This is a genomic window from Streptomyces sp. NPDC058653 (assembly GCF_042716895.1).
Taxonomy (GTDB): domain Bacteria; phylum Actinomycetota; class Actinomycetes; order Streptomycetales; family Streptomycetaceae; genus Streptomyces.
Genome location: NZ_JBHXRM010000032.1, coordinates 36,003 through 59,899, shown reverse-complemented (window position 1 = coordinate 59,899; position 23,897 = coordinate 36,003). Strand labels below are relative to the sequence as shown.

Annotated in this window: 20 protein-coding genes and 1 tRNA gene; 15 read left to right on the top strand and 6 right to left on the bottom strand. The window is 71.2% G+C overall.

Going from position 1 to position 23,897, the window contains the following annotated elements:
* Positions 1-8: 8 nt before the first annotated feature.
* The gene (locus ACFWU9_RS24990; RefSeq protein ID WP_384322029.1) at positions 9-908 is read right to left on the bottom strand and encodes a DNA-binding response regulator; all 900 of its coding nucleotides are present in this window, start codon (positions 906-908) and stop codon (positions 9-11) included.
* Positions 909-1,296: 388 nt separating this feature from the next.
* Here ACFWU9_RS24990 and ACFWU9_RS24985 point away from each other — a divergent pair, with 388 nt between their 5' ends.
* Complete coding sequence (locus ACFWU9_RS24985) at positions 1,297-2,925, top strand: von Willebrand factor type A domain-containing protein (protein WP_384322027.1); 1,629 nt, start codon at positions 1,297-1,299, stop codon at positions 2,923-2,925.
* A gap of 188 nt (positions 2,926-3,113) precedes the next feature.
* A complete protein-coding gene (locus ACFWU9_RS24980) occupies positions 3,114-3,587 on the top strand; it encodes a DUF1772 domain-containing protein (protein ID WP_384322025.1) in 474 nt (157 codons plus the stop codon).
* Here the strand turns inward: ACFWU9_RS24980 and ACFWU9_RS24975 are convergent.
* Together ACFWU9_RS24975 and ACFWU9_RS24970 are read right to left on the bottom strand one after the other, a co-directional pair.
* Positions 3,568-4,428, bottom strand: coding sequence for a class I SAM-dependent methyltransferase family protein (locus ACFWU9_RS24975; RefSeq protein ID WP_384322023.1), 861 nt, complete (start codon positions 4,426-4,428; stop codon positions 3,568-3,570). The two genes, ACFWU9_RS24980 and ACFWU9_RS24975, sit on opposite strands and share 20 nt — an antisense overlap.
* 45 nt (positions 4,429-4,473) lie before the next feature.
* Positions 4,474-4,947: a PaaI family thioesterase gene (locus ACFWU9_RS24970; RefSeq protein ID WP_384322021.1), complete on the bottom strand. Its 474-nt coding sequence runs from the start codon at positions 4,945-4,947 to the stop codon at positions 4,474-4,476.
* Between the two features lie 165 nt (positions 4,948-5,112).
* Here ACFWU9_RS24970 and ACFWU9_RS24965 point away from each other — a divergent pair, with 165 nt between their 5' ends.
* From ACFWU9_RS24965 to ACFWU9_RS24955, 3 genes are all read left to right on the top strand, one after another.
* Entirely contained in the window at positions 5,113-6,393 is a 1,281-nt protein-coding gene (locus tag ACFWU9_RS24965) for a damage-control phosphatase ARMT1 family protein (protein WP_384322019.1), read from the top strand.
* 32 nt (positions 6,394-6,425) lie between these two features.
* Positions 6,426-7,694 (top strand): DUF4032 domain-containing protein, encoded by a 1,269-nt coding sequence (locus tag ACFWU9_RS24960; RefSeq protein ID WP_384322017.1) that lies wholly within the window; start codon positions 6,426-6,428, stop codon positions 7,692-7,694.
* Positions 7,695-7,996: 302 nt separating this feature from the next.
* Complete coding sequence (locus ACFWU9_RS24955) at positions 7,997-8,536, top strand: DUF6630 family protein (RefSeq protein WP_384322015.1); 540 nt, start codon at positions 7,997-7,999, stop codon at positions 8,534-8,536.
* Here the strand turns inward: ACFWU9_RS24955 and ACFWU9_RS24950 are convergent.
* Positions 8,431-9,762, bottom strand: a complete 1,332-nt coding sequence (locus ACFWU9_RS24950; protein WP_384322013.1) for a monodechloroaminopyrrolnitrin synthase PrnB family protein — start codon at positions 9,760-9,762, stop codon at positions 8,431-8,433. The genes ACFWU9_RS24955 and ACFWU9_RS24950 overlap by 106 nt on opposite strands.
* Positions 9,763-10,180: 418 nt before the next feature.
* Between ACFWU9_RS24950 and ACFWU9_RS24945 the strand changes: the two genes are divergently transcribed.
* The 3 genes from ACFWU9_RS24945 (at position 10,181) to ACFWU9_RS24935 (ending at position 13,539) form a co-directional block, all read left to right on the top strand.
* Positions 10,181-10,960, top strand: a complete 780-nt coding sequence (locus ACFWU9_RS24945; protein WP_384322011.1) for a hypothetical protein — start codon at positions 10,181-10,183, stop codon at positions 10,958-10,960.
* A 126-nt stretch (positions 10,961-11,086) separates the two neighbouring features.
* Complete coding sequence (locus tag ACFWU9_RS24940) at positions 11,087-11,893, top strand: APH(3'') family aminoglycoside O-phosphotransferase (RefSeq protein WP_384322102.1); 807 nt, start codon at positions 11,087-11,089, stop codon at positions 11,891-11,893.
* 335 nt (positions 11,894-12,228) lie between these two features.
* Positions 12,229-13,539: an MFS transporter gene (locus tag ACFWU9_RS24935; RefSeq protein ID WP_384322009.1), complete on the top strand. Its 1,311-nt coding sequence runs from the start codon at positions 12,229-12,231 to the stop codon at positions 13,537-13,539.
* A gap of 407 nt (positions 13,540-13,946) precedes the next feature.
* Here ACFWU9_RS24935 and ACFWU9_RS24930 read toward each other — a convergent pair.
* Positions 13,947-14,022, bottom strand: a tRNA-Arg gene (locus ACFWU9_RS24930).
* Positions 14,023-14,348: 326 nt separating this feature from the next.
* On the opposite strand from ACFWU9_RS24930, the gene ACFWU9_RS24925 reads away from it, so the two are divergent.
* The 7 genes from ACFWU9_RS24925 (at position 14,349) to ACFWU9_RS24895 (ending at position 23,370) form a co-directional block, all read left to right on the top strand.
* Positions 14,349-15,941, top strand: coding sequence for a dynamin family protein (locus ACFWU9_RS24925; protein WP_384322100.1), 1,593 nt, complete (start codon positions 14,349-14,351; stop codon positions 15,939-15,941).
* A gap of 5 nt (positions 15,942-15,946) precedes the next feature.
* Positions 15,947-17,890, top strand: a complete 1,944-nt coding sequence (locus tag ACFWU9_RS24920; RefSeq protein WP_384322007.1) for a GTPase — start codon at positions 15,947-15,949, stop codon at positions 17,888-17,890.
* A gap of 202 nt (positions 17,891-18,092) precedes the next feature.
* Positions 18,093-18,647 carry a single-stranded DNA-binding protein gene (locus tag ACFWU9_RS24915; RefSeq protein ID WP_384322004.1) on the top strand — a complete coding sequence of 185 codons (555 nt, stop codon included), beginning with the start codon at positions 18,093-18,095 and terminating at the stop codon, positions 18,645-18,647.
* Between the two features lie 215 nt (positions 18,648-18,862).
* Positions 18,863-20,287, top strand: a complete 1,425-nt coding sequence (locus ACFWU9_RS24910; RefSeq protein WP_384322002.1) for an LAETG motif-containing sortase-dependent surface protein — start codon at positions 18,863-18,865, stop codon at positions 20,285-20,287.
* A gap of 302 nt (positions 20,288-20,589) precedes the next feature.
* Entirely contained in the window at positions 20,590-22,254 is a 1,665-nt protein-coding gene (gene ettA / locus ACFWU9_RS24905) for an energy-dependent translational throttle protein EttA (protein WP_384322000.1), read from the top strand.
* Between the two features lies 1 nt (position 22,255).
* A complete protein-coding gene (locus ACFWU9_RS24900; protein ID WP_384321998.1) occupies positions 22,256-22,681 on the top strand; it encodes an acyl-CoA thioesterase in 426 nt (141 codons plus the stop codon).
* Positions 22,678-23,370, top strand: coding sequence for a hypothetical protein (locus tag ACFWU9_RS24895; RefSeq protein ID WP_384321996.1), 693 nt, complete (start codon positions 22,678-22,680; stop codon positions 23,368-23,370). Before ACFWU9_RS24900 ends, ACFWU9_RS24895 begins: the two co-directional genes overlap by 4 nt.
* Before the next feature lie 340 nt (positions 23,371-23,710).
* On the opposite strand, the gene ACFWU9_RS24890 is transcribed toward ACFWU9_RS24895, so the two are convergent.
* Positions 23,711-23,896, bottom strand: a complete 186-nt coding sequence (locus tag ACFWU9_RS24890; protein WP_384321994.1) for a hypothetical protein — start codon at positions 23,894-23,896, stop codon at positions 23,711-23,713.
* Between the last annotated feature and the right edge of the window lies 1 nt (position 23,897).

Sequence of the window (23,897 nt, the reverse complement as noted above, 5' to 3'; positions counted from 1 at the left end):
GGCCACGCTCACAGCCACCCCCGACGAGCCGCTTCCGCCCCCGCGCGGAAGCGGCTCGTCGTGCCGAGGACGGTGAGCAGTTCGCCGACCCGACGGCTGTACGTACGGGGCGACATGCCGAGCCGAGCCGCCGCCGCCTCGTCGGTGAGCCCGCACAACATGGCATCGAGGACGGGCCGTAACTGGCGGGGGAGCACGCCGGCCTCGGGACCGGCACCGCGGCCGCTCTCCGTGTCCAACGGCGTGGGACCCGTCGACGGGTCGGGGAGTGAACCCGGCGGCGGGTCCCCCGGCACGCGGACATCCTCGCCGCTGTCCCACCAGTGCTGATGAATACGGACCAGCGCTCCGACGACGACGGGGTCCCTGATCAACAGCACCCCGTTGAAGTGGAGATCGAAGTCGAGGGGGAGCGCGGCCGTCGTACGGTCCACGAGGACCATCTTGAACGGGATCGAGTCCGTCTGCCGTGCCCCGCGCGCGAGGGCCCGCAGCGCGGACGGCAGGGACGCCAGGCTTCGGCGCGGCACGATCCTGCGGACGGTGAGCGGAAGCGCGGGCAGCGGAGAGGTCGCGGCGCCCGACTCCCCCGGCGCGAGCGGCGCCTCGGACCCGCACGTCCCCCCGGCTCCGTGGAACGCCGCTCCGGGGCTCACGTCGGCGTGTGCCTCACCGTGCGTCTCGCAGTGGGTCTGGGACCGCGGCCCTGGGGCAGCCCGTTCCGCCGCCGCGCGTACACAGGCGGTGGCGAACTCCAGGAACGGCAACGGCAGGCCCTTCCCCATCGACGTGCGGGGATCGTCGAACGCCAGCAACTCACGCCGCGCGGAACGGACGAGCGCCGCCAGCGCGGCGGCGACCTGGTGGGTGCCGCGGACCGGACGGCCCGCCGGTCGGAGAGTCTCCACCGCGTCCCCCCGCAGTGCGCGGCCCGGCAGCGCCGACCTGTCGAGTACTGAACCTGGTACATGTGCCACGGCTGACCACCCCCGCCATCCCCTTGGAGCCGTACGCCACTTAATGTACTCATGAGACTGCACACCGTGACAAGGCCAGTTCAGAGAGTGGCGACTTCGTGCCAACGCCGTCGATTCACGCATCAACGGCGGCGGCCGGTACACGACTTCGGGCCAAGAGCGCGGAAGGCGCCCGGGGGACGAGGGGCAACTCCCCTGGCCCGTTGCCTCATTGAGATTCATCCGCAACCTCCGGTGCCGGTCCGGGGGGCCCTCTCGACCGTCACATTCACAAGTGCTGACGATTCCAGGGGGGACCGTGACAAAGCTCCGAACGAGGATGAGGCTCCGAACGAATGTGAGGCTCCGCACGCGGACGTACCGGGGAGGGACGGTCGTGCTGCTGGCGGGCGGACTGCTCCTCGGCGGCTGCTCGGCCGACGGCGCGCGGGACGCGAAGTCGATCGACGCCCCGGCGCGCGAAGCACCCGGCGCGGGAGCCGGCTCGGGATCCACGGCGGGCGCCGGTGCCGCAGGCCCTGCGGACGGTGTCGAGCAGGGGAAGGGGCGGCAGGAGGGCGAGCAGGAACAGCGGGCCGACCAGCCGGACGGGCGGTTCGCACCCGAGCCGGACTATCTGTCGACGTTCGCCCTCGACGTCGACACCGCCTCCTACGGATACGCGCTCCGCACCCTCGGCGAGGGACGGCTGCCCGATCCCGGCACCGTACGGCCCGAGGAGTTCATCAACAGCTTCCGCCAGGACTACGAACGCCCCGAGGGCGACGGCTTCTCCGTCACGGTCGACGGCGCGGCGGCGCCGACGGCCGAGGGCGACTGGTCCCTCGTACGCGTCGGGCTGGCCACCCGTCAGGCCGAGCACAAGGGCGAACGCCCGCCGGCCGCGCTCACGTTCGTCGTCGACATCTCCGGCTCCATGGCCGAGCCCGGCCGCCTCGACCTCGTCAAGGAATCACTCGGCATCCTTACGGACGAGCTGGGCGGCGACGACTCGATCGCGCTGGTCACGTTCAGCGACCGGGCCGAGACCCGGCTGCCGATGACCCGCGTCGCCGACAGCCGCTCCCGGATCCACGACGTCATCGAGGAGCTGGAACCCGCCGAATCGACCAACGTGGGGGCGGGCATCGAGACCGGCTACGACGAGGCCGTCGAAGGCCGCAGGAGCGGAGCGACCAACCGGGTGGTCCTGCTCTCGGACGCGCTGGCGAACACCGGCGACACGGAGGCCGACGCGATCCTCGAACGCATCGAGGACGAACGGACGGAGCACGGCATCACCCTCTTCGGCGTCGGTGTCGGCAGCGACTACGGCGACGCCCTGATGGAACAGCTGGCCGACAGGGGCGACGGACACACCACGTACGTCTCCGACAAGGCACAAGCCAGGAAGGTCTTCGTCGACCAGCTCCCCATGAACGTCGAACTGCGCGCCAGGGACGCCAAGGCCCAGGTGGCGTTCGACCGTGACGCGGTCGAAAGCTTCCGGCTGATCGGCTACGAGAACAGGGCGGTCGCCGACGAGGACTTCCGGAACGACCGGGTCGACGGCGGCGAGGTCGGCCCCGGGCACACGGTGACGGCTCTGTACGCCGTCAAGCTGCGCCCGGGTGCGAGCGGCGAGGTGGCGAGGGCGACCGTGCGGTGGCTGGATCCCGAGACCCGGGCGCCGCGCGAGCGGTCCGGCTCCGTCGGCGCGAGCGCGGTCGACGCCCGGCTCTGGGGCGACGCGAAGCCGCGGCTCCAGGTCACGGCCGTCGCCGCGTACTTCGCCGAGTCTCTGCGGGGGGAGTCGGCGGACGAGACGTTGTCCTACGGAGGTCTGCCCGCTGTGCCCGATCTCGGCGAACTGGAGGAGCGGGCACGGACGTTGGCCTCCTCCACCGAGGACGGCGCGGTGAAGGAGCTGGCGGAGGCGATCGATCAGGCGGGCCGCGCCCGCGGCTGAGCGCGAGCCTCTACGGGAGCAAGGGCCTGTACGGGAGCGTGAGCCGGGCCGGGACCGGTCCCCGGCCCGGTGCAGGCGCCGGTTCCGGTGTGGTTCCGGCAAGTTCGCGGGCGGCGCGGCTCCCCTTCGGCGGTTCATCCGCGGAAAGGGAGCTGCGCCGTCCCCGGCCACGCGCCATGATGTGCGGCATGGCCTCTGTCCTGCTCGCGCTCGCCGTCGTCTTCACCGGTCTCTACGCCGGCATGATGCTGATCTTCCTCACCGGGATCATGCCCGCGATGGCCCGGCTGACGGACGGCCAGTTCGTGACGGCCATGCGCCGGCTCAACGAGGAGGTGCCGCGCGGGCTGTTCCTGCTCGTGTTCCTCGCCGAGGTGGCCTTCCCGGTCGCCGCGCTCGCCGTCCCGGTCGACGACCGCTCGGACACCCAGCTGTGGCTGCTGGTGGCCGGCCTGATCTGTGTGGTCCTCAACCACGTCGTCACCGTGGCGGGCAACATCCCGCTCAACAACGCCCTGGCGTCCTCCGAGGCGTCACCCGAGACCCACCCCGACACAGCGGTCCGCGAGGCCTTCGAGAGCCGCTGGAACCGCTTCCACGCCGTCCGCACGCTCCTCGCCGTCGCCGGGTTCGCCCTGATCGTCAGCGCCTCGCTGTCGTGACCGTGAACAGCCCCACCGACTCCCGCCGGCTGGCGACCTCCCTGAACCCGGCCTGAGCGGCCCACTGTTCGGCCAGTTCCACGGGACGGCACGTCATCTCCCACAGAACGCCCTCACGGTTCGGCAGCACGTTCGCGATGAACTCCAACTGAGGGTGGCGGGTCTGAGTCGTGAAGACCAGCGCTCCGCGCGGTGCGAGCATCCCGCGCAGTCGCGCGACAGACGCGGCGATGACGGAGTCGTCCAGGAGCAGTTCGTAGAGCCCCGACACCACGATGAGGTCGGGCGCGGGAGAGCCCGGCGCGGGGTCGAGAGCGTCTCCGTACGCGTACGAGATCCCCGTCAGCCCTCGCTCGGCCGCCTGGCGCTCGCCCTGCGCGAGACCCGCGCGGTCCATGTCACGGCATTCGACGTGGAGGGTGCCGGGCGCGTACTCGGCGAGCAGGTCCTGGAGATAGCGCCCCGGCCCCGACGCCACGTCGAGTACGCGCACACCACCGTCCCCACCGCCGCGCCGTGCGATCTCCTTACGGAGGACGTCTTTCAGCAACTCGCGGCGGGCCCGGACCGCACGCCATCCGATCGCGTTCAGATAGACGCGGTCGATGAGGTGTCCCACGACAGGGAAGCCGCCGGCCTTGTCGACGTACACGTAGTCCAGCATCGATCCGCTGTCGAAGCCGTGCCGGAATCCGATGCGGATCCCGGCGCTCGCCCGGCCGACGGTGCCGAGGAGGGCACGCATCGCCGCCCAGCGCACCCGGTTGAGGGGACCGGTCCGCTTCCGGGACGCCGTGTTCGAACGGTGCCGGGGTTCCTGGGTCGTGCTCGTCTTCGTCATGCGCAACAGCGTCGGTCCGGAGCGTGGCCCTCGGTATCCGCGCGGCTACTCGGGCGGCGCGTGAGTAGTTCTGCGTACGCTCCACTCGAAACTGCCCCTGCACACCAGCGTCCCCGATGAGTCGACGACCTCGGTGCGCGTGGTCAGCCGGGCGCGGTCCGTCTCACGGGCGAGGACGGGGCGCAGCGCCCGCGACGCCTCGTCGTCCAGACGGCACGTCGCCACGAGCCGCCCGCGCGCCGGGGCGAGGAACTCCAAAGAGGCGCGCGCGCCGAGCGGTACGACTCCCCGGAACGCGTCCTCGCTCTCCCCGGCCGCGATGATCGCGGCGAGTCCGGCCGCGTCGATCAGCGCGGCCAGCCCGCCGGAGTGCAGCGACCCGATCACGTTCGTCAGCTCGTGGGGAGTGGTGAGCGCGACCTCCGCCGCTCCGTCGGCCGCCCGCAGCACCTCGATACCGGCCGTGCGATGGGCGGGTACGGGCTCCAGAAGGGCGCGGGCGTGTTCGGTGACATCCACAGGGAGACAGGGTGCCCTGACAAGGGGCCGGGCGGGGCGACGGTGACATGACCACCGGGCGAAATGGTGGAGGGTACGGTGCGACGGTCGCCGTCCCCGTGACCGGCGGCGACAGCGAGGCGACGACCGAGGCGACACCGACCAGCTCCGGAGGACAGGGAAGCCATGCCAGTTGCGGATGACGCGTCAATGATCGTGAGCAGCGCACCCGGTTCGTTCGCGCGGAGTGTGCTCGCCGAGCGCCACCCCGCCCTCATCCAGCAGGTACGGGACGCCTTCCCGTGGTCCCCGGAGCGCCACCGCGCGCTCGACGCGCTGCTCCGCTCCTGTACTGAGGGCGTGATCGAACCGTTGGGCCCGGACGCGCACGACCGGGAGCAGTGGGACGTGTGGGGCGAGGAGTACTTCGGCCGGTCCTGGTTCGACGTGCCGTTCCTCTGGTCCGAGAGCTACTTCTACCGTCGGCTCCTCGACGCCGTCGGCTACTTCGCGCCGGGGCCCTGGCACGGCACCGACCCGTTCGCGCCCTTCAAACGGGCCGAGTTGCGCGGCTCGCTCGTCGACGACGAACTCGCGGCGCTGGACGCCCTCGCGGAACGGCCGGTGGCGGAGCGGGCCGCCGCGTACCTCCAGGCGTCGCTCTGGGGCAACCGCGCGGACCTCGGCTTCGCGGTCGGTTCAACCGGCACGGCGGACACCGCCGACGCCGTGCAGGGTGATGGGGACCCGCCGCCCCTTGTCGCGGATGACAGCGAGGCGCTGTGGTCGCTGCTTCCTACGGAGGGGACGCCGGCCGCGGGGCTCTCCACCGGTGGCTCGTCCGCCTCCGCGCGGACCGTCCATGTCATCGCCGACAACTCCGGCCGCGAGCTGATCCCCGATCTCGTCCTCATCGACCATCTCCTGACCACGGGACGCGCCGACGCGGTCGTCCTGCACGTCAAGCCGTATCCGTACTACGTCTCCGACGCGACCATGGCCGACGTCGTCGACTGTGCCCGCCGTATCGCCGAGGCGTCCGGCAGCGCGGGCGAGGCGGGCAAGCGGCTCTGGGCCGCGATGGGCGACGGGCGGCTCGCCGTACGGGCGCACGGTTTCTACTGCGCGCCGTTCCCGTACAGCGAGATGCCCGACGATCTGCGGCGGGAGCTGGCGGGCGGCGTCCTGACGATCGTGAAGGGCGACCTCAACTACCGTCGCCTCGTCGGTGACCGACTCTGGCCGCCGACCGCGTCCTTCGCCGCGCGTACGGCCCACTTCCCGGGGCCGGTGGTGGCCCTGCGTACCCTGAAGTCCGATGTGATCGTCGGTCTCGACCCGCGCACCGTCGCGCGACTCGAAGAGGCGGACGCGGCCGGGGGCGCCCAGGACGGCGCGAACCGGGCCTGGCGTACGAGCGGAACGCACGCGCTCGTCCAGGTCGGCCCGGGGAACCCGGGAACGTAGGAAGTCGACAACCCACCTCGGAGGCGGGCGGCATGGCGCTCCAGATCAGCGCGACCAACCCGGAGCAGCCGGCCGTGCTCCTCGACCTGCCCTGGGACATCCCGCTCGAAGAGTGGCCCGACGACTGCCTGGTGGCGCTCCCGCGCGGTATCTCGCGGCACGTGGTGCGTTTCGCGTCCGCCGGGTCCGAGGTTCTCGCGGTCAAGGAGATCGCCGAGCGTCCGGCGGTGCGCGAGTTCGGGCTGCTCAGGGATCTGCACCGGCTGGGCATACCCGCGGTCGACCCGGTCGCGGTGGTGACGGGCCGGGTCGACGCGGCCGGCCGGCCGCTGGAGTCCGCGCTGATCACGCGGCACCTCAAGGGCTCGCTGCCGTACCGCTCGATGTTCGAGTCGACCATGCGCCCGAGCACGGTGAGGCGTCTGATGGACGCGCTCGCCGTCCTTCTTGTGAGGTTGCATCTGACCGGCTTCGCGTGGGGCGACTGTTCGCTGTCGAACGCGCTCTTCCGACGTGACGCGGGCGCGTACGCCGCGTATCTGGTGGACGCCGAGACGGGCCAGATCCAGCCCACGCTCAGCCCCGGCCAGCGCGACTACGACATAGAGCTGGCGCGCGTGAACATCGCGGGGGAGCTGATGGACCTGGAGGCCGCCGGGTCGCTCCATCCGTCGGTCGACCCCGTGCCGTTCGGGGCGGCGATCGTACGGCGCTACGAGGACCTGTGGCACGAGCTGACACGTGAATCCGTCTACCCGGTCGACAAGCGCCACTACATCGACCGCCGGATCCGTCGGCTCAACGAGCTGGGTTTCGATGTCGCGGAGATGCAGATGGAGCGGTCGCCGATGGGCGACACCGTCACCTTCCTGCCGAAGGTGGTGGACGCGGGTCACCACCAGCGCCAACTGCTGCGTCTGACGGGCCTGGACGCGGAGGAGAACCAGTCGCGGCGTCTGCTCAACGACCTGGAGAGCTGGATGGCCGGCCAGGACGACTACGCGCCGGGCGACCCGCTGGGCGCGCGCCCCGAGGTCCTGGCGCACCGCTGGGTACGCGATGTGTTCCGGCCGACCGTACGGGCCGTACCGCTGGAGCTGCGCCGGACGACGGACGCGGCGCAGATCTACCACGAGTTGCTGGAACACCGGTGGTACCTGTCGGAGAGCGCCGGGCACGACGTGGGTCTGGACACGACCATCGAGGACTACGTCGCCACCATAGTTCCGCGCACAGCGGACCCGTCCGGGCCGGGCGAGGACACGGGCCCGCACACCGATGGGACGTCCCGCCAGAAGTAGGCGGCCCCGCCGCGACGGGGGAAACGCGGCGGGACCTGGAGTGCGAATGCCCTACGGCCCGCCGGTTACACCTGGGTATTGGTGTGGCGCGGGCCACTTGTCGCTGGGCCACGGGCGACAACGCGTCCGCCGCTGGTCGTCCGCCGTGATCGGCGCACCCCATCTCGCGGTCCACGGGGGCCGGGGCCCGTGCCTGCCGGGGCCGAGGGCCGTTGTCGTACCCCTGTGGCAAGGTGTTTTCAGGTGCCGAACGACACGCGCCCGACTACTCGTCCACCCATGCCCGCAAGAGGAGCACAGCCATGTCCGGACCCGGTTCCGCCGCCGGTGGAGTTCTCGACTCCCTGACCGCGGTGGCGTCACTGCTGGCGCCCGACCAGCCCTCCGTCGCCGACCAGACGCGGCGCGCCCACACCGACCCCGAGGGGTATGTGAGCACGTACGGGGACCGGCTGGACGACCGAGGCATCACGGAGCCGTTTCCGGGGCTTGCGTGGATAGCGCTCGTGGACGCGCTCACCGAGCACGGACTGCTCGCGGAGTTCGACTGGAAGGAAGGCACGGACGAGATCCGGTTCCGGCTGAACGGGCTGGCGTCGCGCCCGTCCGCCGACCCCTGGGTGCTCCTCGACGACGGCGAGTGGGACCTGCCGACCCATGACTTCCTTGAGGCGTGCGGCCGGCATTACCGAGAGGTCGGCGCCGCGCTCGTCGTGCTCGACATCGAGTCGGACTGCTACCCCGTCGCGTGCGTGCGCGCGGGCCGGGCCGACGAGCTGATATCGCTCGCCAAGGGGACGGGCTTCGCCGTCTGGCCCCTGGGCGTCGCCAAGGCCGCCTGACCGGTCGGCGCGGCACCGGGCGCGGTTGGCGGGGCCGTGCTCGGGGCGGTGTCCAGTGCGTGCCGCAGTCGGTCGAGGGCCGACCGCGCGCCGCTGTCCGCCCCCGGCCGTCGGCGCGCCGTCCTGAGGTCGACCAGCCGTGCCAGCGTGCCCATGACCACATGGAGCGGCGGCCCGCTCGTCGTCAGATCGGCCGCCTCGGCCCCCTGTTCCTGCCGCGCGCGCTCGGCGGGAGCCTGGAGGAAGGGGACGACGAGCCGGTGGTGGTGGAAGGCGGAGGCGGCGCCGTGCAGACGGCAGACGGTGAGGAACAGCTCGGCGTTGTCGCGCAGTTGCGGCGTCGGAGGACACGCCTCCGTCTCCCGGAGGAAGGCGTCCAGCACTGGTTCGGTGGTCACGGTGGCCCGCAGCGTGGCCTGGTCCTCGGGCGCCAGGTACGGGTACTTCTCCGTCAACAGCGCCTGGTAGAAGGGGTCGTACGGCGAACAGAGGCCGAGCAGCACATCGATCGAGTTGATCGCGGCGAAGTCGCCGGCGTTGACGCCCCGGTACTCCGCGCCGCCCACGTGATGCGGTTTGAAGTACGGCCTGATGTTGAGGAAGAACCGGTCGACGTCGAGCGTCCTGCTCAGCGTCCTGCCCAGATCCAGGACGTCGTCGAGCCCCGACCGCGCCTCCCGCAGCAGATACGCCGTCAGCGGGCTGGAGACCCCGACCCCCGGGATACGTCCCAGCGCGGCGGCCGTGCGCTGGTACGCCAGGACCGACAGACCGTTGTAGAGGATGAAGAGGCGTTCGTCGTCGAGGGAGGTGAAGGTACGGAAGGTGTCCCCGACCGCCCGGTTGTACAGAACCTGGTGGGCGAAGACGAGTCGCGGTGCGACACCGAGGGACGACGCGAGGGCCTGGGCGAGCGGCCAGACAGCAGACTGGGGCCCCTCGATCTCATGGCGCCGGCACGAGCCGAGATAGAGCCCGACCGAGCCCAGGAGTTCGTACCGCTCCTCGTCGGGCAGGGGCGCCGAGCGACGCGAACCGCTCTCACTGATCCGCCCGACCAGTGCGGCGCCTTCGCGGCCGATCCTCCGCTTGACCGCCTCAAGTTCCGGGCGGTCGTGCAGAATCTGCGCCCCGGCCGCGAAGTACGCCTCCTCCAGCCGCGTGTTGAGGGCGACGAAGTCGCTCCTGATCCATCGGTCGAAGTCTTCGGTCGCGGCGCTGTTCACGGCGTGGGTCCTCCAGAGATCAAGGAGTCGGAGTCGCGGTCGGGGGCCGGGGGGCCGGGTCCTCGGGAGGCGAAACCGTCCCCGGCCGACCGTCTCCTCCCATCCGACCGCCTCGGCGGTCCGGTCACCAGGACCAATCGGGAGCCCGTATCGGGGACCAATCGACCCCCTACTCCGGGGGCCCTTGGACGGGACCCGAGAAATATGTAGGGGGACCCTGGGCCCTCCCTGGGCCCTTGAGCCCTGTCTCTGGGCCCCGGGCCCGGCCTAAGGTGCGTGGTGCTCCAGATGTACGTGTGGTGACGTGGCCAATTCGCTGACGCGCGAGGGACGTTCAGGAGACCGGTGATCACGGGGATGACGATGACGATGACGGGGACAGCAGGGAAGCGGAGTCGTTTACGAAGGGGGGTCGGCGATGGCCAGGCTGGACCAGTTGCTCGGTACTGACTTCGACCGTCGTCCGACGTCCGACACGGACGAGATAATTTACGGCGGACTCGACCACCCCGAGCACCGGGAGAGGGTGCCGGGGCTCACCGCCGTGATGACCGACCGGGCGGCGCCCGGCAAGGAGCGCTTCCTTGCCTGTGTGGCCCTGACGACCTGGGGAGAGCTCGCCGGATATCAGGCGGTGGTCGAGGCCGCGCTGTGCGGAAAGCGGGCGCCCTGGTACGACGTGCTCGTCGACCGGAAGTTCTCGGTGGACAGCACCTTCGCCCAACTCGCCGTTGCCTTGGGCGACAGCAGGGAGATGGCGGAGGAGAAGAGAACGGTCCCGCAGCGGGATTCGGCCTTCCAGGCACTCGTGAGAATCGCCGACACCGAGTACTTCGAGGACCAACTCGGCGATCTCATGGACGAGTCGACCGTGCGACTGCTCCGCACGGACATCGCGGAGACGGTGGAGAGAGGCGTCGGCTCCCTGACCGGGACGGTCGAGGCGCGGCCGAGGTTCGACCTGGCCACTCAACTCGTCGATCTCGCCGTCGCGGTGGCGCTGGTCGACGGGGTCCTCGCCGCGCGGCTCGCCACGACCGTCCTGGAGGTCGAGCCCTCACGGCGGGCGCTGGTGCACGCGGTGTCGGTTCTGCACCGCTCCGCGGCTCCGGAAGTACGCCGACTGGGCTCGTACATGATCGCGGTCGGCGACGAACGCGTACGCGGGATGGCGTCGGACGCGCTGCGCGGGGCGTGAGCCCTCGATCGGTGGCCGGGGTTCTTCCACGGGGGGAGAGCCCCGGCCACGTACTCCCGCGCCCCGCGTTTAATGCGAGGTGCGACGAGGCTCGCGCTGGTTACTGTGACTGCCGTGATCGATGCGATGTTCCGGCCGCTGCTCGCCGCCGCCCACGACGGCCCCTGGGAGCCCGTCACGGACGGCGAGTCCGAGGCCAGTGTCTTCCGCTCCGGTGACGGTTCGCGGAAGGCGCTGTACGCCAAGTGCGTGCCTGCCGCCTCCACCTCCTCCCTGGAGGAGGAGCGCGACCGCGTCGAATGGCTCGGCGGGCAGGGCATCCCGGGTCCGCGTGTACTCGACTGGCTGGTCACCCAGGATGCCGCCTGCCTGGTGACGAGCGCCGTACGGGGCATCCCCGGCGATCAGGTCACGGCTCCGGAACTGCGCGCGGCGTGGGAGCGGATCGCCGACGCCGTCCGCCTCTTGCACGACGTGCCGGTGCGGGCCTGCCCGTTCGACCGCGACCTCACCCGGATGTTCGCCACCGCGCGGGACGTCGTCGCGCGCGGCGCGGTCAGTCCGGAATTCCTGCCGGAGGAGCAGCGGCGCACGCCGCCCGACGAGTTGCTCGCCCGCCTCGTCCCCCAGGTCGAACAGCGCCTCGCCCAGGAGGCCGCCGAGGCTGTCGTCTGCCACGGGGACCTCTGCCTGCCCAATATCGTTCTCGACCCGGAGAGCCTGGACGTGGCGGGCTTCATCGATCTCGGCCGGCTCGGCCGGGCCGACCCGTACGCCGACATCGCCCTGCTTCTCGCCAACTCCCGCGAGACATGGGCCGATGACCGGCAGGCGTACGCCGCGGACGACGCCTTCGCCGAGCGGTACGGCATCGCGCTCGACCGTGACCGGGAGGCGTTCTATCTCCATCTCGACCCGCTCACCTGGGGGTAGCGGGCAGCCATGAACCGCGGACCACTGAGTCCTTCGAGCCGCATGAGTCCGTTGCGCACGTTGCGTCCGTTGCATCCGTTGAGTCCACCGAGTCACACCAACTCACCCGGAAGGAATCGAGATATGCCCGGTCACCCGAGCGCGCGTTGACGTCCTAGGTCGCGACCGACCCGTCATCGCGTGCTGCCCGTTCCAGCCGCGGCACAGCGAGCCTCTTCCCCGCCCCATTTCGGCGGTTTTCGTTCTCGGTGAACTCAAGGAGTTCCTGTGCCCTGTGCGCCGCGTGTGCCATCCGCGCTGTCCGCCCCGTCCGCCCTCCCGTCGCGAGGCCGGCGATGAGGCCGCCCGCCCCCGAACCGACGGATTCGCCGAGCCTCTGGCGGGACCGCGACTTCCGCAGTCTCTGGGCGGGCCAGACCGCCTCGCAGTTCGGCGCGCAGGCCGGCCAGGTGACCCTGCCCCTCCTCGCCGTCGTGGCGCTGAACGCCGACGCCACCCAACTCGGCGCCCTGCGCGCGGTCCAGCAGGTCCCGATCCTGCTGCTCTCGCTCTTCGTCGGTGTGTGGGTGGACCGTTGGCGGTCGTCCCGCGACGTGATGGTGCGGGCGGACTTCGGCCGAGCGGTGGCCCTGGCCGCCATTCCGGTCGCCTTTCTCCTCGGCGTACTGGGAATGCCGGTGCTGCTCGTCCTCGCCTTCCTCATCGGCGTACTCACGGTCTTCTTCGACGTGGCCTATCAGGCCGCTCTCGTACGACTGGTGAGACGCGATCAGTTGGCCCAGGGAAACAGCGCGCTGGAGGGCAGCAGATCCGCCGCGCAGATCGGCGGCCCCGCGCTCGGCGGCGCGCTGGTGTCGCTTCTCTCGGCGCCGATCGCCGTCGTCGCCGGCGCGTTCTTCTTCACCCTGTCGTTCCTGTCGATCCGGCGAATACGTCCTCAGGAGGCGATGGGGAATCACGTCGCACGGCCCCCGGCAGCACGGCCGGCCCGGATGCGGAAGCAGATCCTCGAAGGTCTGCGCTTTGTCGGCGGAGATCCGTCTCTGCGGGCCGTGGCCCTCGCCTCGGCCCTCTTCCATTTCTTCTTCGCGGCCCTGATGACGGTCTATCTGCTCTTCCTGCCCCGCACGCTTCAGCTGTCGGGCGCGGAGGTGGGGCTGGTGCTCGCGGCCATGGGTCCGGGCGCGCTCGTGGGCTCCGTACTCTCCGCCAGGCTGCCGAGAAGGCTCGGCTACGGCGTGGTGCTCGTGTCATCGGCCGCACTCGCCGAAGGCGTGATGCTTTTCGTACCGGCTCTGCACGGCTCCAGCGGCTTCACGATCGCCTGCCTCATGGTGATCAACTTCCTCTTCGGCGTCTTCACCCAGCTGGTCGACGTCACGGTCATGGCCGCTCGTCAGTCGATCACACCGGCGGCGATACAGGGCCGGACCGTCGCGACCCTCAATTTCGTCGGCATGGGGCTGACTCCGCTCGGCTCCCTGCTCGGCGGCGTTCTGGCGGCGGGCTGGGGTCCCCGAACCAGCCTTCTGCTGACCGTCGTCGGCCTCTTCCTGTCTCCGGTGTCCATGGTGTTCTCGCCCCTCGCCCGCCTTGGGAAGGAGCTTCCGGCGCCTCGCGGAACCGGCGGGTCGCCCGCCATGTGAGACGGACGACCGCTGTCCGTCCGCTCGGCCTGGCGGGTCCCTTCACAAACGGAATGCGATCTTCAAATCCTTCGGATCGGGAGCCCGCTTCTCGCTGGAGACTTCGACGCCGATCGGGACCGGCCGGGGCGCGCACGCCGCGCGCGGACGGCGGCTGCCCCCGGCCGCCCTCCCGGGGAGGGCGTCTCATTCGCGCCGGTGCGAGCCCCGCTCGCGGCTTCGGAGGGTACCCGGAGTGCGGGAACGCGCCCTTGACACGGTCTGCGGAAGCCCTGCTTCCAGCCAGACTCCGGCTGCTCTCGACCGGGCTTTCGCATGCGCGGAGGGAAAGCGTCCGTTTTCCCGGCGGGAGGGGTGTCGTATCCGCTCCGACCTGCGAGAACATGGACCGTCTGACAGGGTGTCGGTGGCGCCCCCGGCAGGACTCGAACCTGCGGCCAAGCGCTTAGAAGGCGCCTGCTCTATCCACTGAGCTACGGGGGCCGGAACGTGGCCTCGGGGGCCCGGAGTGCCTGTGGGGCAGTCCGTGCGGTCCGCGACCTGTGCCGGGACAAGGATAGGGCTCCGCTCACCCTGGCCCGGTTGCTTCACCTGCGTGGCACGATGTGGAGGTTCGGTGAAGCGAACCGATAATCGCAGGCAGGTGCGATTCGTGCAGTGCTTTTCGCGCCTGAAGCAGCGGGTGTTGTGCACTCGTTATGCCTGTGCCCCACTCGTCCCGTCTGTCCCCCGTGCTGGACCGGCGCGCAGGAGATGTCTATACGCTTCAAAAAGGCTCCAAAGTTGGGCATTCTTCGCATGTGGTGACCTTGGACGTACGGCCTCAGCTGATCGACGCACTTTCCGCGCTGCGCGACCGTGTCGCCGCCGTGCGTCTTCCACTCCCTCTCGACGGGACTCCGCGTGCCCGGCAGACCCGGGAGGAGCTGCTCGCGCAGCTCGACGACTATCTGGTGCCACGGCTCCGGGACCCGGAGGCGCCGCTGCTCGCCGTCGTGGGCGGCTCGACCGGGGCCGGGAAGTCGACACTCGTCAACTCCCTTGTGGGACGCCGGGTCAGCGAGGCGGGGGTGCTCCGGCCGACCACCCGTACACCCGTACTGGTGTGCCACCCCGACGACTGCCACTGGTTCGACGGCGTACGCGTCCTTCCGCAGCTGACACGTGTCTGGATGACGCAGCAGGAGGAGGACGGCTCGGCCGGGGCCTGGAGCGGGGACGACGAGAAGGCGCTCCGCATCGACACCGCCGTGGCCCTGCCCCGCGGCCTCGCGCTCCTGGACGCGCCGGACATCGACTCGCTCGTCGTACGGAACCGCGTTCTCGCCGCCGAGTTGATCTGCGCCGCCGACGTGTGGGTGATGGTGACCACCGCGTCCCGGTACGCCGACGCGGTGCCCTGGCATCTGCTCCGTACGGCGAAGGAGTACGACGCCTCGCTCGTGACCGTCCTGGACCGCGTGCCCCACCAGGTGATTGACGAGGTGTCACGGCAGTACGCGGCTCTGCTCACCAAGGCGGGCCTCGGCGACGTACCGCGCTTCACCATCCCCGAACTGCCCGAGTCGGCCGGCGGCGGCACCGGGCTGCTGCCCACGACGGCCGTCGCGCCGCTGCTCGCCTGGCTGACGCACCGGGTCCGGGATCCGGCGGCCCGGCAGCAGGCCGTCGTCCGCACCGCCGCCGGTGTCATCGGCTCGCTCAACGTACGGATGCCCGAACTCGCGGGCGCCGTCGCGGCGCAGTACGCCGCCGCCGTGCGCCTCACGGGCGCCGTGGAGGAGGCGTACGCGGCCGAGCGCGAGCGGGTGCGCAAGCGGCTCAAGGCCGGGGCCGTGCTCGCGGGGGACGCGCGGACGCGCTGGCGCGGATACCCGAGGGACAGCTCGGCGCGTGAACTGCTCGACTCACTGGTCGAGAGCCTGGCCGCGCTGCTCCAGTGCGCCGTGGCCGCCGCCGACGAGCAGGTCACGGAGGCGTGGCGGCGCGAGCCGGCGTCCGCGGCGGTCCGGACGTCGGGGCCGGACCGGGAGGTGTCCGAGCGGATCGGGATGGCCGTACGGCGGTGGCGCCGGGTCGTGGAGGAACTGGCCGAGGAGGAGGTACGGCTCCTCGAACGCAACGCCGCGCCCGACCCCGAGACCATCGCCGCGCTCCTGGCCGCCGTCCTCCTCGGAGGGCACCGCACCCGGGTCGCGGGGGAGCGGCTCGCGGAGCGCGTCGGGGCGCAGGGCGCGCTACGGCTGCGCGACAAGGGCGGTGACCTGGTGGCGACGTACATCGACGACGTACTGCACGGGGAACGGGACCGGCGGCTGGCTCCCCTCGACGCGCTCGAAGTGGCGCCGGAGCCGCAGGCGGAGCTCATCGCCGCGCTTTCCGTACTGCAGAAGGAGATGTGACCGACATGGCGGACGTGACCGATGTGACGGCCCTGGCGGACGGGCCCGGCGAGACCGGGGCGGGGCAGACAGGCACCCGCTCCAGGGCGCGAAGGGGCGGCGGGGCCGACGCGGGCGGCAGGGGGCGCGGCGCCGGCGGCGATGCGGGCGGGAGAGGGCGGGCGAGCGGCGGCGAGGGCGGCCGGGGCCGAGGAGGGAACGGCGAATCGGGCGGCGGTACCGGTCGGCGCTGGAACGACGGGCTGATCGCCCGGCACGCCGGCGGACGCAAGGGCGCCGCCGACGCGGTCGCCGGCGTCGGTGTGGAGGGGATCGACGAGGACGACGCGACGGCGGACGCTGCCGACGTCCACCAGCCCATCGGGGGCGCGTACGAAGGGCCGCTGCGGGTACGGCTGGACGCCCTGCGCGAGCTTGTGGGGCTCTCCCGGACCCGTATCGAGGGAACCACGCTCTCCGAGGCCGGACGCGTGCTCGACGAGGCCTCCACGCGCCAGCGGCTCTCGTCGCGGCACACCGTCGTCGCCATCGCGGGAGCCACCGGCAGCGGTAAGTCGACACTCTTCAACGCGCTGGCGGAGGTGCCGATCTCGGAGACCGGGCTGCGCAGGCCGACCACGTCGGCGCCCATCGCCTGTGTGTGGTCCGAGGGCGCGGCCGGGCTGCTCGACCGGCTCGCCATCCCTGGGAGGCTGCGTCGCAGGCCGCTCGCGGGCGGCGACGGGGACGAGGAACTGAAAGGTCTCGTCCTGGTCGACCTGCCCGACCACGACTCCGCCGTCGTCGCGCACCGGGACCAGGTCGACCGTGTGCTGGCCCTGGTCGACGCCGTCATCTGGGTCGTGGACCCGGAGAAGTACGCGGACGCCGCGCTCCACGAGCGCTATCTGCGGCCGCTCGCCGGGCACGCGGAGATCACCTTCGTCGTCCTGAACCAGGTCGACCGGCTGCCCGGGGAGGCCGCCGACCAGGTCCTGGACGATCTGCGCCGACTTCTCGACGAGGACGGCATGGCGCTCGGCGAGCACGGCGAACCGGGCGCCGCCGTGCTGCCGATCTCCGCCCTCACGGGGCAGGGCGTGGGCGAACTGCGCGAGCTGCTCGGCCGTTTCGTGCAGGAGCGGAACGCCGCCGCCCGGCGGCTGTCCGCCGACGTCGACGCGGCGGCGTCCCGACTGCGCTCGGTGTACGTCGCCGACGGACGCACCGGACTCGGCGAACGCTCCCGTGAGGAGTTCGCCGACCGGCTCGCGTGGGCCGTGGGCGCGGTGGCCACGGGCGAGGCGGCCGAGCGCGAGTGGCGCAGGAACGCGGGGCGCGCGTGCGGGACGCCCTGGCTGAGGCTGTGGCGCTGGTACGAGCGCAGCCGGACGCCCGGCGGCGGCGCCGCGCGCGCCTCGGTGATCGTGGAGGACGAACTCACCGCCAGGCAGCGGGTCGAGCAGGCCGTCCGTACGGTCGCGGAGGACGCGGCGGCAGGGCTGCCGAGGCCCTGGGCGCAGGCGGTGCGCGAGGCGGCGGTGCGCGGCGCCGTGGGGCTGCCGGAGACCCTGGACGAACTGGCGGTGACGGCGGGACCGCCCAGCGGGCGCCCGGCGCGCCCCGCCTGGTGGCCGGCGGCGGTGCTCGCGCAGGCGGCCATGACACTGCTTCAGATCTACGGCGGGCTCTGGCTGGCCGGCCAGATCATCGGCGTGCTCCCGCCGGGCATCGTCCCGCCCGTGCTGGTGATGCTGGCCGGGATCGTCGGCGGGCCGCTGGTGGAGTGGGCGTGTGCGGCGGCGGCGCGGGGTCCTGCCCGGCGGTACGGGCAGGACGCCGAGCGGCGGCTGCGGGAGGCGGCTGCGGGATGCGGACGGGCCAAGGTGCTCGATCCGATCGCGGCGGAGCTGATGCGGTACCGGGAGGTGCGGGAGCAGTACTCGACGGTGTCCGGCCTGACGAGGTAGATCTCCCGGCGGCCGTCCGGGCGGGACCCGTCCGGGCCGGGGCGACCGCATGGGGGCGACCGTGTACGGCGCGGCCACGAACGGGTGACGGAGTTATCCACAACTGGTGAGTAATCCACAGGCGTCGGCAGAAATTTCCCGACCGGTCCAGCATGAAGTGGTCGGTCGACGGGGCCGGAGAACGGGAAACAGGGGGGCTGTCATGAACGACACCGTGGTGACGCTGGTGGGAAACGCCGCGACGGGGGTGGAATACCGGGAAACGCCGACGGGCGGGGTGGCGCGGTTCAGGTTCGCGGTGACTCCGCGCCGCTGGGACCGGCGTAATTCGGTCTGGACGGACGGGAGTACGAGCTTCTACACCGTCTGCGCGTGGCGCGGTCTCGGGGCGAATCTCACCGCGTCGGTCAACGTCGGCGATCCGCTGGTCGTGCACGGCAGACTGCGCGTGCGCGACGAGGCGAAGGACGGGCAGCGCAGGACGTTCGTGGACATCGACGCGGTGTCGATCGGACATGACCTGACATGGGGGACCTCGGCGTTCAAGCGTGTGGCACGGGCGAACCCGGCCCTGACGGAACGTCCGGTGGACATGTCGGCGGCGACCTCGGCGGCCACGGCCGCGAACGCCGGGGACGTTGGCGACGGGCGCGGGAGCGCGGTCGGCAAACCGGTGCATACGCAACCGTGGCTGACCGAAGAGGACGAGTCGGCCGAGCGGGTCGGGGCGGTCGCGGCGCGGACCGGGCCACTCTGACCGGGGAGTTGTGGAGATTTGTCGATAGAGGAACAGACTCGGAGGGAGGGGCGATAACGATTCCGATTCGGAACGGTTATCGGTACGTACGAACGGGCATCGGGGCTCTTCGCCGTCCATAGGATTCCCGAGTACTCATGGGCACTTGAGTCTGCTGGCGAGGAAATCACCCCCACGCGTCCCACGCGGAGGACCTCGCACGGAGGGAAAAATCTGTGTTGTCTGCGCTGTCTCAGTTCTTCGCTCCCACCACTCTCAGGCGGGGCGCCGCCCGTCTCGCCGTCTCGACGGTCGCCTCGGGTCTTGTCGTGGCGGGCTCGCTGGCCGGCGCGGGTGCGGCCGTGGCCGACGAATCCCTCCAGCATCGCGGTGGCGCCGCGGCCACGCTCGACGGCCTGATCACGTACGACAAGGCAGTGCTCCACTCGAACGGCCAGGCGCACGAACTGCCCGCCGGGCTCTTCGAGATGACCGTGGACGGCGGCGGCAAGCTCAAGACGTACTGCATCGACATCCACAACCCCACCCAGGACCAGGCGAAGTATCTGGAGACGCCCTGGGCGCAGACCTCGCTCGGCGCGAACAAGAACGCCGGCCAGATCCGCTGGATCCTGCAGAACTCCTACCCCCAGGTCGACGACCTCGCCGCTCTCGCCGAGAGCGCGGGCACCGGGCCGCTCACCGCCAGGACCGCGGCGGCCGGCACGCAGGTCGCCATCTGGCGCAAGTCCGACAACGCCGACGTGGACGCCGTCGACCCGCAGGCCGAGAAGCTGGCCGACTGGCTGGAGCGGAGCGCCGACCACCTCGGCGAGCCCAAGGCCTCGCTCACCCTGGAGCCCGGCGCGGTCTCCGGGCGGAGCGGTGAGCGTCTCGGGCCGGTCACCGTCCGTACGGACGGTGAGAGTGTCGCGGTCTCGCCGCCCGCCGACGCCGTCGCGATGGGCATCAAGATCACGGACAAGAGCGGCAAGTCGCTGACCGAAGCGGCCGACGGGTCGCAGCTGTACTTCGACATACCCGAGGACGCGGCCGACGGCACCGCCGCGTTGAGCGTGCAGGCGGCCACCTCGGTACCGGTGGGCAGGGCGTTCGCCGGGGTCACCAAGAGCCAGACGCAGATCCTGGCCGGCTCCAGCGAGTCCACGGTCTCGGCGACGGCCACCGCCACCTGGGCCGCGAAGGGCGCGATGCCGGCGATAACCGCCGAGAAGAACTGCGCGAAGGGCGGCGTCGACGTCACGGCCGTCAACGAGGGCGACGAGCGGTTCACCTTCACGCTCGCCGGTCAGGAGTACGCGGTCGAGGCCGGCAAGTCCAGGACCGTCACCGTGCCGGTCGCCGAGGACCAGGCGTACGACTTCACGATCACCGGGCCGGGCGGTCTCGCCAGGAACTTCCAGGGCGTTCTCGACTGCCGGACCAGCGGGAACCCCGGTCAGCCGACCGACGGGACCACCACCCAGTTGGCACCCGCGACGGCGGGCGGCACCGTCGGCACGGAAGGGCTCGACCTCGCCGAGACGGGCGCCTCCAACGCCACCCCGGTGATCGCGGGCGTCGCGATCGGTCTGGTCGTGGTGGGTGGCGCGGCGGTCTTCTTCTTCCGTAAGAAGAACGACCCTTCCGTCGAGGACTGATCCACCGGGGCACCGCCGCACGCCCCGCCGACCGGCCCGACACCGGCCGCCAATGACAGCGGCCCCGGCGCGCAGACGAATCCGGTCGCGCGTCGGGGCCGCGGGCCGGACCTCCGGGCCGGGGCGTCGGCGGTGAAGCCGGCGCCGGCACCGCACCCGCGCGGCCCGCGCCTCGGGACGGACTGTCCGAGACCTGGACAGGCGGTTTCTCCCCAGGGAGGGACGTGCGGCAAGATGGCTCCATCTGCCCTCACGCGGTGGAGCCGCACATTGGCCCTTCTCGATCTGCCGGACGGTTTCTCTTGGCTGAGTACATCTACACCATGCGCAAGACGCGCAAGGCGCACGGCGACAAGGTCATCCTCGATGACGTGACGCAGAGCTTCCTGCCCGGCGCGAAGATCGGTGTGGTCGGCCCCAACGGTGCCGGTAAGTCCACCGTTCTGAAGATCATGGCCGGGCTGGAGCAGCCGTCCAACGGTGAGGCGTTCCTGACGCCCGGGTACTCGGTCGGGATGCTCCTCCAGGAGCCGCCGCTGGACGAGAGCAAGACGGTCCTGGAGAACGTCCAGGACGGCGCCGCCGAGACCATGGGCAAGCTGAAGAGGTTCAACGAGGTCGCCGAGCTGATGGCGACCGACTACTCCGAAGCCCTGATGGACGAGATGGGCAAGCTCCAGGAGGACCTGGACCACGCCGACGCGTGGGACCTGGACACCCAGCTGGAGCAGGCCATGGACGCGCTGGGCTGCCCGCCCGGCGACTGGGCCGTCACCAACCTGTCCGGCGGTGAGCGCCGCCGCGTCGCGCTCTGCAAGCTGCTGCTCGAAGCGCCCGACCTGCTGCTGCTCGACGAGCCCACCAACCATCTGGACGCCGAGTCCGTGCAGTGGCTGGAGCAGCACCTCGCCAAGTACGCCGGCACCGTCGTCGCGGTCACTCACGACCGGTACTTCCTCGACAACGTCGCCGGGTGGATCTGCGAGGTCGACCGCGGCCGTCTGCACGGTTACGAGGGCAACTACTCCAAGTACCTGGAGACCAAGCAGGCACGTCTCAAGGTCGAGGGCCAGAAGGACGCGAAGCGCGCCAAGCGGCTCAAGGACGAACTCGAATGGGTCCGCTCCAACGCGAAGGGACGCCAGGCCAAGTCCAAGGCCAGGCTCGCCCGTTACGAGGAGATGGCCGCCGAGGCGGACAAGATGCGGAAGCTGGACTTCGAGGAGATCCAGATCCCGCCGGGGCCGCGGCTGGGCAATGTCGTGGTCGAGGTCGAGCACCTGAACAAGGCGTTCGGCGACAAGGTGCTGATCGACGACCTCTCCTTCTCGCTGCCGCGCAACGGCATCGTCGGGGTCATCGGCCCCAACGGCGCCGGCAAGACCACGCTGTTCAAGATGATCCAGGGCCTGGAGACACCGGACTCAGGCGAGATCAAGGTCGGCGAGACCGTCCAGATCAGCTACGTCGACCAGGGCCGCGCCAAGATCGACCCGAAGAAGTCGCTGTGGGCCGTCGTCTCCGACGAGCTGGACTACATCAACGTCGGGCATGTCGAGATGCCGTCGCGGGCGTACGTCTCCGCGTTCGGCTTCAAGGGCCCGGACCAGCAGAAGCCGGCCGGTGTCCTCTCCGGTGGTGAGCGCAACCGCCTCAACCTGGCGCTGACGCTCAAGCAGGGCGGCAATCTGCTGCTCCTCGACGAACCGACCAACGACCTCGACGTCGAGACCCTGTCGTCGCTGGAGAACGCGCTGCTGGAGTTCTCCGGGGCGGCCGTGATCATCTCCCACGACCGCTGGTTCCTCGACCGCGTCGCCACGCACATCCTGGCGTACGAGGGCGAGTCCAAGTGGTTCTGGTTCGAGGGCAACTACGAGTCGTACGAGAAGAACAAGGTGGAGCGCCTCGGCGCCGAGGCCTCCCGGCCGCACCGCGCCACGTACAAGAAGCTGACCCGAGGCTGACATGGCCCGCCACCACTACAGCTGCCCCATGCGCTGGTCGGACATGGACGCCTTCGGGCACGTCAACAACGTCGTCTTCATCCGCTATCTGGAGGAAGCGCGTATCGACTTCATGTTCCGGCTGGCGCCGGGGGAGGGCTCGCCGTCCTTCGAGGGCGGGTCCGTCGTGGCCCGTCACGAGATCGACTACAAGCTGCCGCTGGTCCACCGGCACGAGCCGGTGACCGTCGAGCTGTGGGTGGCGAAGATCGGCGCGGCGATGCTCACGATCGCGTACGAGATCAAGGACGGGGACCAGGTGTACGTGCGGGCCTCGACGGTCGTCGTGCCGTACGACCTCCAGGCGGGCCGGCCGCGGAGGATCACGGCCGAGGAGAAGTCGTTCCTCGTGAAGTACCTGGACGACGCGGAGGCGCTCGCGGCATGACGGCGACGACCGTGCGGGCCCTGCGGCTCGCCGACACGGCGGAGGCGGCGGATCTGGCCGCCTTCCTCGGTCGGCTGATCCGCTACGACCGGGCCGCGGCGGTACGTCTCCAGGTGGGCGCGGGGGCGGTCGCGGTGTTCGGGCGGCCACCGGCGTTCGAGGTCCTCGCGATCCGGACCGCGCGGTTGCGGGAGGACACGGCGGAGGCGCGGCTCGATGCCACCGTCTCCGCCGGTGAACTCCTCGAATCCATCGACGAGTCGACGGGCTCCTTCGCACTGCCCGCCGCCGTCACCGGGCCGCCGTGGACCGGGGTGCTGCCCCCGCGCGGCGGCTGGCAGCTGGTGTCCGGCCTGCCGGGACCCGCCGCGCTGCGTCAGTCGGTCGCGGCGGCCGTCGCCGAATTCCGCACACGCGACGAAGCGTTGCCCGCGGCGCACCGGGACCGCGCGGAACGGGACAGAATCGGCCACGAGATCTGGTCCCGCACGGTCGGCGACACGGGCCTGCCGCTGCGCGCCGTACACGCCGCGCAGTCGGTGGGGTTCCTGCGCCCGATGCCGGAGAACGCCCCGGTGGCGCTGCTCCGGGCGGGGGCGTGGATGCGTCTGCGGACGCCGTACGGCTCCATCGCCGTACGCGCGACGGGCGCCGGGGGCATCGGCGGCCTGAGCGTGACCCCGGCCTGATGGCCATCCATGCTTCAGCGTTGCCCTGGCATGAGGGTTGCCCTGAACCCGTGCGTGACCCCGGCGTGAGCGTTGCGCTGACCTGTGCGTGATCCCGGCCTGGGCGTTGCCCTGAACCCGTGCGTGACCCCGGCATGAGCGCATGAGCGTTGCCCTGACCTGCGCGTGACCCCGGTCTGGGCGTCGTCCCGGCCTGGGCGTTGCGCTGACCTGTGCGTGATCCCGGTCTGGGTGTCGTCCCGGCCTGGGTGTCGGCTGACCTGAGCGTGACCCCGGTCTGGGCGTTGCCCCGGCCTGGGTGTCCGTCACCCGGGGCATGACCCGCCCCGTTGAAGGGCCCTCACGCGGGTTCGGTGTTGAGGACGCGTCCCGCCGGTTCGCGGGTGTGGGTCCACGCGGGGAGCGCGGTCAACGCCGCGTTGGCCGCCAGGATGGCGGGCGCGGCGGTGAGCAGCCATGATCCCGGGGGCATGACCTGTGTGCCGAAGATCCAGTACAGGCCCGGCCCGGCGGGAACCCCCGCCATC